The organism is Gordonia sp. GONU (genome assembly GCF_024733855.1).
In the GTDB taxonomy this organism is placed as follows: Bacteria; Actinomycetota; Actinomycetes; order Mycobacteriales; family Mycobacteriaceae; genus Gordonia; species Gordonia amicalis.
The window spans coordinates 53510-67173 of the sequence record NZ_JANRHB010000018.1; the positions used below are offsets into that span (position 1 = coordinate 53510).

9 protein-coding genes are annotated in these 13664 nt (G+C 67.3%); 6 read left to right on the forward strand and 3 right to left on the reverse strand.

What is annotated here, in order from left to right; all coding sequences use genetic code 11:
- Positions 1 to 181 precede the first annotated feature (181 nt).
- Entirely contained in the window at positions 182 to 3946 is a 3765-nt protein-coding gene (locus NWF34_RS16315) for a multifunctional oxoglutarate decarboxylase/oxoglutarate dehydrogenase thiamine pyrophosphate-binding subunit/dihydrolipoyllysine-residue succinyltransferase subunit (protein ID WP_375295680.1), read from the forward strand.
- 76 nt (positions 3947 to 4022) lie between these two features.
- Here NWF34_RS16315 and NWF34_RS16320 read toward each other — a convergent pair whose 3' ends face one another.
- The gene (locus tag NWF34_RS16320; protein ID WP_258325514.1) at positions 4023 to 6758 is read right to left on the reverse strand and encodes a glycosyltransferase; all 2736 of its coding nucleotides are present in this window, start codon (positions 6756 to 6758) and stop codon (positions 4023 to 4025) included.
- A gap of 308 nt (positions 6759 to 7066) precedes the next feature.
- On the opposite strand from NWF34_RS16320, the gene NWF34_RS16325 reads away from it, so the two are divergent.
- Complete coding sequence (locus NWF34_RS16325) at positions 7067 to 7546, forward strand: DUF4383 domain-containing protein (RefSeq protein WP_006437265.1); 480 nt, start codon at positions 7067 to 7069, stop codon at positions 7544 to 7546.
- 7 nt (positions 7547 to 7553) lie between these two features.
- On the opposite strand, the gene NWF34_RS16330 is transcribed toward NWF34_RS16325, so the two are convergent.
- Entirely contained in the window at positions 7554 to 8210 is a 657-nt protein-coding gene (locus tag NWF34_RS16330; RefSeq protein WP_040004858.1) for a TetR/AcrR family transcriptional regulator, read from the reverse strand.
- A 75-nt stretch (positions 8211 to 8285) separates the two neighbouring features.
- Between NWF34_RS16330 and NWF34_RS16335 the strand changes: the two genes are divergently transcribed.
- Both NWF34_RS16335 and NWF34_RS16340 read left to right on the forward strand, forming a co-directional pair.
- Positions 8286 to 9842 carry an NAD(P)/FAD-dependent oxidoreductase gene (locus NWF34_RS16335; protein WP_006437263.1) on the forward strand — a complete coding sequence of 519 codons (1557 nt, stop codon included), beginning with the start codon at positions 8286 to 8288 and terminating at the stop codon, positions 9840 to 9842.
- 46 nt (positions 9843 to 9888) lie between these two features.
- Positions 9889 to 10719, forward strand: coding sequence for an SDR family oxidoreductase (locus NWF34_RS16340; protein WP_258325515.1), 831 nt, complete (start codon positions 9889 to 9891; stop codon positions 10717 to 10719).
- A 4-nt stretch (positions 10720 to 10723) separates the two neighbouring features.
- Here NWF34_RS16340 and NWF34_RS16345 read toward each other — a convergent pair whose 3' ends face one another.
- Positions 10724 to 11698 carry a glycine betaine ABC transporter substrate-binding protein gene (locus NWF34_RS16345; RefSeq protein WP_258325516.1) on the reverse strand — a complete coding sequence of 325 codons (975 nt, stop codon included), beginning with the start codon at positions 11696 to 11698 and terminating at the stop codon, positions 10724 to 10726.
- Positions 11699 to 11805: 107 nt separating this feature from the next.
- On the opposite strand from NWF34_RS16345, the gene NWF34_RS16350 reads away from it, so the two are divergent.
- Together NWF34_RS16350 and NWF34_RS16355 are read left to right on the forward strand one after the other, a co-directional pair.
- On the forward strand, positions 11806 to 12894 hold the full coding sequence (locus NWF34_RS16350) for a magnesium and cobalt transport protein CorA (protein ID WP_006437260.1): 1089 nt from the start codon (positions 11806 to 11808) through the stop codon (positions 12892 to 12894).
- Positions 12895 to 12932: 38 nt separating this feature from the next.
- Positions 12933 to 13577, forward strand: coding sequence for an endonuclease (locus NWF34_RS16355; protein WP_258325517.1), 645 nt, complete (start codon positions 12933 to 12935; stop codon positions 13575 to 13577).
- Positions 13578 to 13664: the final 87 nt, after the last annotated feature.

The window sequence follows — 13664 nt, forward strand, 5'->3', positions numbered from 1 at the left end:
CAGGTCGGTGGGTGTGACGCAGCCGACGACGCGTAGCATCGGCACTTGGTTCACCGATAGTCTCCACAAGGGACGACAGCGTGGCAGAGAACCCGGCACCTTAAGGGAATTGAGGCGAGATACCGCTGTGAGCAGCAGTTCGATTTCTGACTTCGGACAGAACACCTGGCTGGTCGAGGAAATGTACCAGCAGTTCAAAGAGGACCCGAGCTCGGTGGACCCGAGTTGGCACGAGCTCTTGAAGAGTTACAAGCCCGGAGACAACGGTGGCCCAGTGTCCACCGAACCGGCCTCCACCCCGTCCGCCAACGGCAGCGCCTCCGGCTCCGGCCGTGGCAGCGCCCCGGCGACACCCGCCGGCGAGACCACACCGCGTAAGCAGGTCACCCTCGACCAGACACCGACGCGGACCGCCGCAGCTCGCAAGCCCTCCCCTGCCAAGGAGTCGACCGCGACGAAGGCCGCATCCGGCCACAGCCTCGCGAGCCGCGACGGCTCCGCCCGTTCCCAGCCGAAGCCTGCTGCCACGGTCGGCGCCGCCAAGTCCGCCCCGTCGGACGCCAAGGACAACGCAGACGCCAACAAGGTCCTGCGCGGTCCCGCCGCCGCCATCGCGAAGAACATGGCCCTGTCGTTGGAGATCCCGACGGCCACCAGTGTTCGCGCGGTTCCCGCCAAGGCGATGATCGACAACCGCATCGTCGTCAACAACCACCTCGCCCGTACCCGCGGCGGCAAGATCAGCTTCACCCACATCCTGGGTTACGCGATCGTCCAGGCCATCAAGGCCTTCCCGAACATGAACCGGCACTACGCGGAGATCGACGGCAAACCCAACGTCGTCACCCCCGCGCACACCAACCTCGGTCTGGCCATCGATCTGGTCGGCAAAGATGGCAACCGCACACTCGTCGTCGCCGCGATCAAAGAGTGCGAGACGATGGGGTTCGCCGAGTTCTACACCGCATACCAGGACATCGTCCGACGCGCGCGTGACGGCAAGCTCGGCGCCGACGACTTCTCCGGCGTCACCATCTCGCTGACCAACCCCGGCACCATCGGCACCGTGCACTCCGTGCCCCGCCTGATGAAGGGGCAGGGCGCGATCATCGGCGCCGGTGCGATGGAGTACCCGGCCGAGTTCCAGGGTGCCAGCGACGAGCAGATCGCCGAACTCGGCGTCGGCAAGTTGATGACGCTGACCTCGACCTACGATCACCGCATCATCCAGGGCGCGGAGTCGGGCGACTTCCTGCGCACCATCCACCAGCTGCTGATCGACGACGCGTTCTACGACGAGATCTTCACCGCGTTCCATGTGCCCTACGAGCCGGTCCGCTGGCGTCGGGACATCCCGGCCGGTCTGGTCGACAAGAGCACCCGCGTGCTCGAACTCATCGCGGCCTATCGCAGCCGCGGTCACCTGATGGCCGACATCGATCCGCTGATGATGGACAGTGATGCGCGCAGCAGCCATCCGGATCTGGACATCGCGACCTACGGCCTGACCCTCTGGGATCTCGACCGCTCCTTCAAGGTCGGCGGTTTCCACGGCCAGGAGAAGATGAAGCTGCGCGATGTGCTGTCGATCCTGCGCGACGCGTATTGCCGGCACGTCGGTGTGGAGTACACCCACATCCTGGAACCGGAACAGCAGAAGTGGCTGCAGGAACGTGTGGAGGTCAAGCACGTCAAGCCCCCGGTCGGCGAGCAGAAGTACATCCTGAGCAAGCTGAACGCGGCCGAGGCCTTCGAGACCTTCCTGCAGACCAAGTACGTCGGTCAGAAGCGCTTCTCGCTCGAGGGTGCCGAGTCGGTCATCCCGATGATGGACGCGGTCATCGACCAGAGCGCCGAGCACAGCCTCACCGAGGTCGTCATCGGCATGCCGCACCGCGGCCGCCTGAACGTGCTCGCCAACATCGTCGGCAAGCCGTACTCGAAGATCTTCAGCGAGTTCGAGGGCAACCTGAACCCGTCGCAGGCCCACGGTTCGGGTGACGTGAAGTACCACCTCGGAGCCGAGGGCAAGTACTACCAGATGTTCGGCGACAACGAGATCAACGTGTCGCTGACCGCCAACCCCAGCCATCTCGAGGCCGTCGACCCGGTCCTCGAAGGTCTGGTGCGCGCCAAGCAGGATCTCCTCGACGAGGACGATCGCTTCCCGATCCTGCCGCTCATGCTGCACGGTGACGCGGCGTTCGCCGGACAGGGTGTGGTCGCCGAGACGCTGAACATGGCGATGCTGCCCGGTTACCGGACCGGCGGCACCGTACACATCGTGGTCAACAACCAGGTCGGTTTCACCACCGCACCGGAGCACTCGCGTTCCACCGAGTACTGCACCGATGTCGCGAAGATGATCGGTGCGCCGATCTTCCACGTGAACGGCGACGACCCCGAGGCATCCGTGTGGGTCGCCAAGCTCGCCGTCGACTACCGCCAGGCGTTCAACAAGGACGTCGTCATCGACCTGGTGTGCTTCCGCCGCCGCGGCCACAACGAGGGCGACGACCCCTCGATGACGCAGCCGGCGATGTACGAGGTCATCGACACCAAGCGCGGCGTCCGCAAGAGCTACACCGAGGCCCTGATCGGTCGTGGTGACATCTCGACCAAGGAGGCCGAGGACGCTCTGCGCGACTACCAGGGACAGCTCGAGAGAGTCTTCAACGAGGTCAAGGAACTCGAGAAGTACCACGCCGAGCCGTCGCCGTCGATCCAGTCCGACCAGACCCTGCCGACCAAGCTGGTGACCGCCGTCGACAAGGAGGTCCTGCAGACGATCGGCGACGCCTTCGTCAACGTCCCGGAGGGATTCAATCCGCATCCGCGCGTCAAGCCGGTTCTGGAGCGTCGCGCCGAGGCCGCCCGTAACGGCAACATCGACTGGGCGTTCGCCGAACTCCTCGCCTTCGGTTCGCTGGTGATGGAGGGTCGCACCGTCCGTCTGTCCGGTCAGGATTCGCGCCGCGGCACGTTCACGCAGCGTCACTCGGTGCTCATCGACCGTCAGAACGGTTCGGAGTACACCCCGCTGAACCACCTGCAGCCCGCCGACGAAGAGAACAACGGCGGCCGGTTCATGGTCTACGACTCGCCGCTGTCGGAGTTCGGGGTCGTCGGCTTCGAGTACGGCTACTCCGTGGGCAACCCGGACGCACTCGTGCTGTGGGAGGCGCAGTTCGGCGACTTCGTCAACGGCGCCCAGTCGATCATCGACGAGTTCATCTCCTCCGGTGAGGCCAAGTGGGGTCAGCTCTCCGATGTCGTGCTGCTCCTGCCGCACGGTCACGAGGGTCAGGGTCCCGACCACACCTCCGGCCGCATCGAGCGTTTCCTGCAGCTGTGCGCCGAGGGCTCGATGACGGTGGCACTGCCGTCGACCCCGGCGAGTTACTTCCATCTGCTGCGCCGTCACGTGCTCGACGGCATCAGCCGTCCGCTCATCGTCTTCACCCCGAAGTCGATGCTGCGCAACAAGGCCGCCGTCAGCCCGGTGTCGGACTTCACCGACGACAAGTTCCGGTCGGTCATCGACGATCCGAAGTTCGCCAAGGGCGACGCCGACCGCAACAAGGTCAAGCGCGTCCTGCTGGTGAGCGGCAAGCTCTACTACGAGCTCGCCGCCCGCCGCGACAAGGAGGATCGCGACGACATCGCGATCGTGCGTATCGAGCAGCTCTACCCGGTGCCGCACCGGCGCCTGCGCAACACACTGGAGCAGTACGGCAACGCCAGCGAGTTCCGCTGGGTCCAGGAGGAGCCGGCCAACCAGGGTCCGTGGCCGTTCCTCGGCCTGTGGCTGCCCGAGGTCCTCCCGGACGTCCTCGGTGGCCTGCGCCGCGTGTCGCGTCGCCCGATGTCGGCCCCGTCCTCGGGTTCGAGCAAGGTGCACGCGGTCGAGCAGCAGGAGATCCTCGACGAGGCGTTCGGCGAGTAGGTCGACGCCGCCCGATCACCAACAGCAGCTCGGCCCCTGCCGGAATCATCCGGCAGGGGCCGCGCTGCGTTCAGACTCACCAGATATGGTGCGGGATGTCCCAGGAATCGAGTTCGCGGTCGAGCAGGTCGCGCAGCGTCCCGTCGTCCGGGAAGTGGGACTCGTCGCAGCCGAGGACGGAGAAGGTGACCTGCTCCGGGCTCCGGAGCAGCCACGACTGGACACCGTCGCCGAACCTCAGTTCCGTGGTCGGGTCGACTCCCTGCGCCATCCCGCGGAGTGCGATGCGACGCACAGGCCGGCCACCGATCTCCATCGCCTCGGCCGGGACATCGCCGAGGTTGGAGACCATCGCGTCGGGTGTCCGGCCGGCTGCGCCGGCACCGGCCACCTTCAACAGCAGAGAGGTCGGCAGGAACCAGATCAGCGGGTTCAGGTGGATGTGCGGCGCGCGCCTGCCTTCGGACAGTCGCACAAAAGCTGCCTTGCAGGCGCCGCGAATGCCGCCGAGGTCTCCGCCTGCAACCGGCTCATCGGCCAGATACACCGAGACCCCGGCGATCGCGTTGCGTCGCTCATCGTCGCCCTCACGCTGGTCGACCGGCACCCCCACCTTGATCGGCACTCCGCGGGGCGCGAAACCGCTGGACCTCAGCAGCCCGCTGACCGCGGCGATGAACATCGTGTTCGACGTCCCGCCGTGTTCGGCCGCGACCCGCTCCCACACGTCCGTCGGGACGGTCGCGGTCGCATAAGTGAACCGGGCGTTGGGTGATCGCTCGAACAACGGCGGCCGGTCCGGCCGCGGATCCGGTTCGACGTCGACGCTCCTTCGCTGTTCGACGACCGCTCGTACGAGACCTCGCGCGACTTCACCGACTTGCACGCAGGCGTCCGCCACATCGGCGAGTCGCCGGCGGCTGCGCGAGGCGGCGGTGGCGGCATCCGGGACGTTGCCGGGGCGCGGTGTGACACCGCCCGTCGCCGGGTCGAGCGGAGCGCCGGAAGCAGCCGCCGCCTCGGCTGCCGCGGCGAGCATTCCCCGACCGTCGGTGGCCACGTGGAGCGCGCACAGGGACACCACCGTGCCGCCCGACTCGGTGCGCGCCGCACGAAGCCGCCAGCATCGACCGTTCTCGACATCGAGTGGAACCGTGGCCATCTCGTCGGCAGCCCAGGTGTCGATGTCGGACTCCGCGACCGGCAAGGCGTCGATGGCCGGCGGCGGCGCGTCCGGAGCCCGTTCCCATCGCGGCCGGGCTCCGTACACATCGGTCGTCTTCAGAATCCGGTGCAGTGGTCCCCGGGAGAGGGCGGTGTTCATGGCGGTCAGCGCCTCCGGTGAGATCTCGTCGTCGAGGACCCAGACGATCTGCAGCACCACTGACCATCCCAGTGCCGGCGTCATGATCCAGTAGAGCGCATCGTCGGTCGCGAGACGTTCGAGTCGCGTGACCGACGATCCCGCACTCGCGCCACCGGCACCGCGCGCAGCCGCGTCACCGACCTGGCGTTCGATCTCGTCGACCGCGTACGTCACGGTGTCGCCGGCGCGGGTGAGTTTCTCGCTGACCCGTCGCGCCCGCTCGGCTACCCCCGGGTCGAGCAGCGAGATGATCGCCTCCTCGATCCGGTCGGGGTCGAGGACGCCGTCGCTCGTCATCGGCATGGAGGCCCCGATGCCGAGCCGTTCGAGCTCTTCTCCCCAGAACGGTTGGTCGACCATGTACCAGCAGATCAACGACGGCGTGGCCGACCGGAGCGCGACCGCGGTCGTGCCTGCGCCGCCGTGGTGGACGACGACCGCGCACCGTGGGAACACGGTGGCGTGATCGACGTGGCTTTCGATGCGCACGTCGTCGGACTCGGCTGCCGCGCGTATCTCGGCGCTCAGGTCGGTCCAGCCCGCACAGATCAGCAGCCGGCGCCCGAGACGACGAGCGACCGTGAGAAAGGCGTCGAGGGTGGCCTTCTCCCCTCGCATCGGCATGCTGCCGAAGCCGACGTACAGCGGGTCATCACCTGCGTCCAGCCACGTCATCAGGTCGTCGCCGGGCTCCGGTTCGTCGGGCTGGGGGTCGAGGAATGGGCGGAGATCAGCCGGCAACTCGATGAATCCGACTGCCGGACGCCGGCGGATCCGGCTGTCGCCGTCCCACGTCGGGTCGTCGCGGATCGCGAACATCGGATCGTAGGCCTGTAGTTCGACCCCGGGTATGTCCTTCATCCGTGTGGCGAACTGCCGCGACACCTTGGGCAGACCCAGCTGGGCGCGCAGTCGGTTCTCCCGGCGTCGGCCGAGCAGCGAGGTGACCGCATCGAACAACAACCAGTTGGCGAGGACCGCGGCGCTGTTGCGGGCCGGCAGGCGCCCGATGAACGGAGCCACCCGACGGTTTCGTCGGACGGGCGCGTGGTGGATCGACACCAGCGGGACACCGGCAGCTTCGGCGTAGGCGAGCGCCTGGACCTCGGTGTTGTACCCGGTGACGATCACATCGGCACCGTCGACCACCGTCGCCATGTCATCGACGAGCTGATCCCAGCCGAAGACGTGCGCGGCACCGAGGTCGCGCATGCGACGGATGGGTTTCCCTTCCGTCTCCCGGCGGATGCGCCGCACTTTCTCCATATGGGCGCGCGAATCGACCCCGAGGGGCCGGACGTCGAGCGATTGCCGCATGACGTCGTTGATCGTATTCGGCGGCAACCCGATGCGGACGTCGTGTCCTCGTTCGACGAGCGCATGTGCCAGGACCAGTCCGGGTTGTGCGTCACCCCGGGTCCCGATGATGACTATGGCGACTTTCATCCTGGCACCCCGCGTCGAACCTCGGCGTTCTCCGGCATTGGCATATAGCAAGACCTTTCGTCCCGACCGTGTCAGGTGGTGGACAGCAACGTCACGGCAGCTCATCGTCGTGGATGGGCCACCTCCCGACATCGGGGGTCGGCAGGCGACCGTTCACAACGGTGAACAATCCCGGGACCGACAGTATCCGGGCGTGTGCACAACCGCAGGTTTGGAACCGATCGTGAGGGTTATTACCGGCTACACAGATCAGAGCGTGGTCGAGACCGTGCCGCGGCATCCGCAGAAATCCTCGGAGGTCGATTCTCATGTCATCCACGAATGCCCGGGTCACTCGTTCACCCATCCGGACCGCGGCGCTCGTCGTCGGCGCGGTCTTCCTGCTCGTCGGAATCCTGGGCTTCATCCCGGGTATCACCACGGACTACGACACGCTGACGTTCGCGGGTCATCATTCCGAGGCCGCTCTGCTCGGCATCTTCCAGGTGTCGATCCTGCACAACATCGTCCACCTGTTGTTCGGCGTGGCGGGGATACTCCTGGCCCGCACGGTGGCCACCGCGTTCCTCTATCTGGTTGCCGGCGGTGCCATCTACCTCGTGCTCTGGGTCTACGGTCTGGTCATCGACCAGGACAGCGGCGCCAACTTCGTCCCGGTGAACACCGCCGACAACTGGCTGCACTTCGTTCTCGGGGTCGGGATGATCGCGGTCGGCCTCCTCCTACGCAACCGCGATGTGCGGCCCGCGACGGGAACCGTCAACCCGGCCGGCGGCCCGGCCGCCTGACACGTTGCTACCCGGTGGCCCCGGTGGCTTGTTCGCCCGCAGCGGCGAGCGCCGGCAGCGCCGCGGTGATCAGGCCGAGGAGCTGCTCACGGGTGACCGTGGGCGAGGTCAGCCAGCGGATCGTCGTCTCCTCGACGAAGGCGACCCAGCCGTGGACGCTCAGCACCACCGTCGGGGTGACCTCCACACCGAAAGCCGGCGCGTGATCGAGAACGCGGCCGACCATGACCTCCCGGGTGCGGTCGAAGACGTCGCGCATCGCGGGGTCCGAGCTCGACGCCCCGCGGATGAGAGCTGTGTACGCCGAACGGTTCTCGCTGACGAAGTCCACGAAGGCCGCCATGGATGCGGTCAGGATGGCGATCGGGTCGCCGAGGGATTCGTCCGGTTCGGTGCAGGCCAGCATCCGGTCGGCCTGCGCCTGGGCGATCGCGACGTGATAGTCCTGCTTGGACGCGAAATAGTGGAACAGCAGCGCCCGCGACACCCCGGCCGCGTCGGCGATGGCGTCGATGGTGATCTCGTCGAGGGGTCGATCCCGGACCATCTCCAGACCGAACTCGAGGAGCTGATCGCGACGGGCCTCGGGACTCATCCGGGTGCGCTTGGACGCGGTCGGCTTGTCCTCGATCACCGGCGTGGCAGCCGTTCCTCTACTGGTCACCCGGTCAGACTACCCCTATTGAGGCTTGTTCAATAACTATTGACACGTGTTCAGTATCACCCCTATGGTGGCACCATGACAACGAACGATGTAGAGATCGCCATCATCGGGGCCGGCTTCTCGGGGCTGGGTGCCGCCATCCGGATGAGGCAGCACGGATTCGACGACTTCGTGCTCCTCGATCGAGGCCGCGACTTCGGCGGCACCTGGCGCGACAACACCTACCCCGGCGCCGCTTGCGACGTGCCGTCGCAGCTGTACTCCTACTCGTTCGCGAAGAACCCGACCTGGTCGCGGTCGTACTCGCACCAGCCGGAGATCCATGCGTACATCAACGATGTCGCGGCTCGTCACGACATCGCGGCCCGGTCACGCTTCGGCACCGAGGTCACCAACGCCGCGTGGAACGAGGACGAGGGACGCTGGATCATCGACACCGAGCGCGACGGCACCACCGAACAGGTCCGCGCCCGCGTCCTCATCGGCGGCGTCGGACCGCTCTGCGAGCCGAACCTCCCCGACATCGAGGGCATCGAATCCTTCGAGGGCAAGATCGTCCACTCGGCCCGCTGGGACAACGACCACGACTTCACCGGACAGCGCGTCGCGGTCATCGGCACCGGCGCCTCGGCCATCCAGCTGGTCCCGGAGCTGGCCAAGGTGACCTCGCGCCTCGACGTCTACCAGCGCACCGCACCGTGGATCGTCCCCCGTACCGAACGCGCGTACACCAAGCTCGAGCACTGGGCGTACAAGAACGTCCCGGGCTACCAGTCGGCCGTCCGCGGCGGGATCTATGCCGCCAACGAGGTCATCGCCTTCGGCCTGACCTACTCCCCCACCGCGCTCAAGCCCGTCGAACTGCTCTGCCGCGCCAACATCGCGCGGGGCATCGGTCGCGACGCCGAGCTGCGCCGTAAGGCCACCCCCACCTTCCAGGTGGGATGCAAGCGCATCCTGCGGTCCAACGACTGGTATCCCGCCCTCGCCCGCCCCAACGTCGACCTCATCACCGACGGGATCGAGCGCATCACCCCCACCGGGGTCGTCGCCAAGGACGGGACGACCCGCGAGGTCGACGTCATCGTCGTCGCCACCGGATTCCACGTCACCGACTCCCCCGTCTTCGACAAGATCGTCGGCAAGGACCAGCGCAGCCTGGCCGACGTCTGGGCCGAGATCGGCATGCAGGGCTACAAGGGCTCGTTCGTCCACGGTTTCCCGAACATGATGCTGATGGTCGGGCCGTCGACCGGCCTCGGCCACACCTCGATGGTGTACATGATCGAGTCGCAGCTGAATTACCTCGTCGACTACCTCAAAACCGTTCGGTCGCAGGGGATCACCCGCACCGAGGTGAAGCTGTCCGCACAGCAGGAGTTCAACGCGGGCATCCAGCACAAGCTGCGCAACAGCGTGTGGGTCAACGGCGGCTGCGCCTCCTGGTACAAGGACGCCAACGGCAACATCACCACGCTGTGGCCCGGATTCACCTTCGCCTTCCGCAACACGACCCGCCGGTTCGACATCGCCGCATACGATGTCACCCGCGGCGCACGACGCCCGGCGACCTCCACCCCGGACCACGGCGACGAGTCGAAGACCGACCAGCCGGCGGCCGTCAACGCCTGAGCGTTCGACCCCCCGCCACTTCGACACCATCTCGAGGAGACAACTCATGAAGGACTTTCGCGACAAGGTCGTGGTCATCACCGGCGCCGGTTCGGGCATGGGCCGCGACATCGCGGTCAAACTCGCCCGGCAGGGTGCACGCCTCGCCATCTCCGACGTCACGCCCGACGGCCTGGCCGAAACCGAGCGTCTCGTGAAAGCGGCCGGAGCAGAAGTGCATTCGCAGCTGCTCAACGTCGCCGAGCGGGAGGCCGTGCTGACCTACGCCGACACCGTCAAGGACCGTTTCGGCGTGGTCAACGTGGTCTTCAACAACGCCGGCATCGCACATCACGGCGAGATCGAACGCACCGAGTTCAAGGACATCGAGCGCGTCATGGATGTCGACTACTGGGGAGTCGTCAACGGCACCAAGGCGTTCCTGCCGTACCTCATCGCCTCCGGCGACGGCCACATCGTCAACACCTCGTCGCTGTTCGGCCTCCTCGCCGAACCCGGTCAGGCCGCGTACAACTCGGCGAAGTTCGCCGTCCGCGGCTTCACCGAGGCCCTGCGCCAGGAGATGATCATCGCCAAGCACCCGGTCCAGGTGACCTGTGTGCACCCGGGCGGAATCAAGACCGCGATCGCCCGCAACGCCACCGTGTCCGGCGACCACGACCAGAAGGCGACCGCCGCCTTCTTCGACCGTTACCTCGCGCGCATGTCGAGTGCGGACGCCGCCGACGTGATCATCGAGGGCGTGCGGAAGAACAAGGCGCGCATCCTCGTCGGAGCCGATGCGAAGATCCTCGATCTCGCGGTGCGCATCGTCGCATCGAAGTACCAGTGGGTCTCGGCGAAGGTCACCGGCTGGGCGCTCTCGAAGGCGGACTGAGCAGCTACAGGCCGTGTTCGGCCAGCCACTCGAGCGCGACGTCCCGCGGATCGCTGCCGGTCTCGACCTCGCCCGACATCGTGGCGAGGTCGGCGGTGGTGATCTCGCCGGCGACCTTGTTCATGGTCTTGACCTGATCGCGGTTGAGTGCGGCCGCCCGGAACACGGGCACGAGCACCTCGGCGCGCGGTCCGGTCTGTTCGGCGACGGGCTCGCGCTCGGTACTCGCCTCGCCCCCGTCCGGCGCGTTGTCGGGGGTGTCGTCGCCGCCTTCCGAGTTGCGTAGTGCCTGGACGTCGGACGATGCGCCCTCGGCGTCCTCCCCGGCGATGTCGAGAGGCGTGAGGAGACCGACCGCGTTGCCGTCGGCTGCGCGCCGCAGGACCTGATCGGTGGTGTCGACCGTTTCCACGGGTCCGAGTCGGCACCCGGCCGAGGTGAACGCGTTGAGCGTCGCCGGATCGGGGTCGGAGGTGGCGACGACCGGGAGTCCGGCCGGTAGCAGTGCGCAGTCGTCGAGGCCGGTGGCGCCCACGCTGCCGGCGAGGGCCGTCGACACGAAGATCTGCGGTGCGCCGGAGACCGGCGTCTCGTCGCCCACCGAAACACCTTGCGGCAGTGATCGGTTCAGCTCCACGTAGACGTCCTCGGCGCCGACCGCGGTCGACGACGGGGCGAGCATCGTCAGCAGGTCCCCGGTGAAGGCCGGGAAGAGGTCCAGGTCGGCGCGATCCATCTCGTCGAGCAGCGTCGCGTCGTCACCGCGAAGCCGGTCGGCGGACACGACGGAACCCGCGTTGCGCAGTGCACCCGCGTACACCTCGGCCATCACCCGCATGGCCGCGTCGTCCGACGAGCCGATCACGATGCCCCGCGGTGGCGACGCGGCGTCGTCCCCGCACCCGGCGAGGACGACGGCCAGTGCCACGATCAGCCCGGTGACCACCACGAGACGCTTGCGGACGAGACGTTTACGCACGGTGCCACCGTATCTGCTGTGCGCCTCCCGGTTCAGACGCCCTCGGCGGCACGGCCGAGATCCGATAGGCGGGAACGAGGCAATCCCCGCGCGTACCATCGGCAGACGTGGCGACGATCCCCAAATCCGGTCCGCGTGGCCTCCCGCCGCGTCGGGACGCACACGCCTCGCCGAGGAAGATCCCGGTACCCGCGGCACGCGCGGTCGTCGACTGCGCGGTCTATGTCGACGGCCACCGCCGGCCGGGTCGCATCGGTTACCGCGACGCACTGGCTCAGGTTCGTGAATCGGGTGAGGGCTTCGTGTGGGTCGGGTTGCATTCCCCCGACGACTCCCAGATGGCCGATGTGGGCACGACCTTCGGTCTGCACGAGCTCGTCGTCGAGGACGCCGTGCACGCGCACCAGCGGCCGAAACTCGAGGTCTACGACGACACGCAGTTCCTGGTGCTGCGGACCGTGCAGTACGTCGAACACGAGTCGATGGCGAAGGCCAGCGAGGTCGTGGAGACCGGCGAGATCATGGTCTTCGCCGGACCCGACTTCGTCCTCACGGTGCGGCACGGCGAGCACACCGAACTGTCGGGGATGCGGCGGAATCTCGAGAGCCGCCCCGAACGGCTCGCACTCGGCCCGACCGCCGTGCTGCACGCCGTGGCCGACAAGGTCGTCGACAGCTATCTCGCCGTGACCGAACGCATGGACGTCGACATCGTGGCGATCGAGGAGTCGGTGTTCAGCCGGCAGAATCGCTGGCTCGACATCGACCCGGTCTATCTGCTGCGGCGCGAGGTCCTCGAACTCCGACGCGCCGTCACCCCGCTGTCCGAACCATTGCGGATGTTGACCGCCGGCGGAAACCCGCTGGTGCCCAAGGAGGTTCGCCGGCACCTCCGCGACGTCGACGACCATCTCACCACCGTCATCGACCGGGTGCTGGAATACGACGATCTGCTGAACTCCCTGCTGCAGGCCGGCGCCGCGAAGGTGGGCATCCAGCAGACCACCGACATGCGCAAGATCTCCGCTTGGGTTGCGATCGCCGCGGTTCCGACGATGGTCGCCGGGATCTACGGCATGAACTTCGACCACATGCCCGAACTGCATCAGCCGTGGGGTTATCCGCTCGTCCTCGGCGTGTTGGTGGCGGTGTGCGGTTTGCTGTTCGTGGTCTTCCGGCGCAGCCACTGGCTGTGAGGTGATTGCCCGATCGCCACCTCGGGTAGTCGGCGACCATGAGCGATGACAACACCGACGACACCGTGAAGGCCCTGCTCGAGCGAGCCGGCCGCACCTACGCCGACGACGCGGGGATCACGCTGAAGGACACCCCGTCGCCACTGTTCGAGCTGCTCGTCCTGTCCCTCCTGCTGAGCACGCGGATCTCCGCCGAGATCGCGGTCGCCGCAGCTCGCGAACTGTTCTCGTCGGGGTACCGGACCCCGGAGAAGATGGCCCGGGCGTCGTGGCAGAGCCTCGTCGACGCCCTGGGCCGGGGACACTACAAGCGCTACGACGAGAGCACCGCCACCCGGCTCGGGGAGGCCGGCCGGAAGGTGCTCGACGACTATCACGGCGATCTCCGCGAACTCGCCGAGAAGGCCGACTCCGACCCGGACAAGGCCGCGAAACTGCTGCAGGAGTTCACCGGCATAGGTCCGGTCGGCGCCGAGATCTTCCTGCGCGAGGTGCAGTCCGTGTGGGGCTGGGTCGCACCGCGTTTCGACCGACGGGCCCTCGACGCCGCCAAGGACCTCGGTCTTCCCGACGACCCCGGGCGGCTCGCCGACCTCGCCGGCGGCAGGCCCGAGGTCCTCGCCGCCGCCCTGGTGCGCGCTTCACTCGACGACGCCCTGCTCAGCGCGGTCAGATCCGGGTAGCGGCGGCCTATTCTGGGATGACGGTCACCGGCATGGCAGGTTTGGGCCAGGCCGCCCCCGGATACCCGGGGAACGATCCGCGTCCGC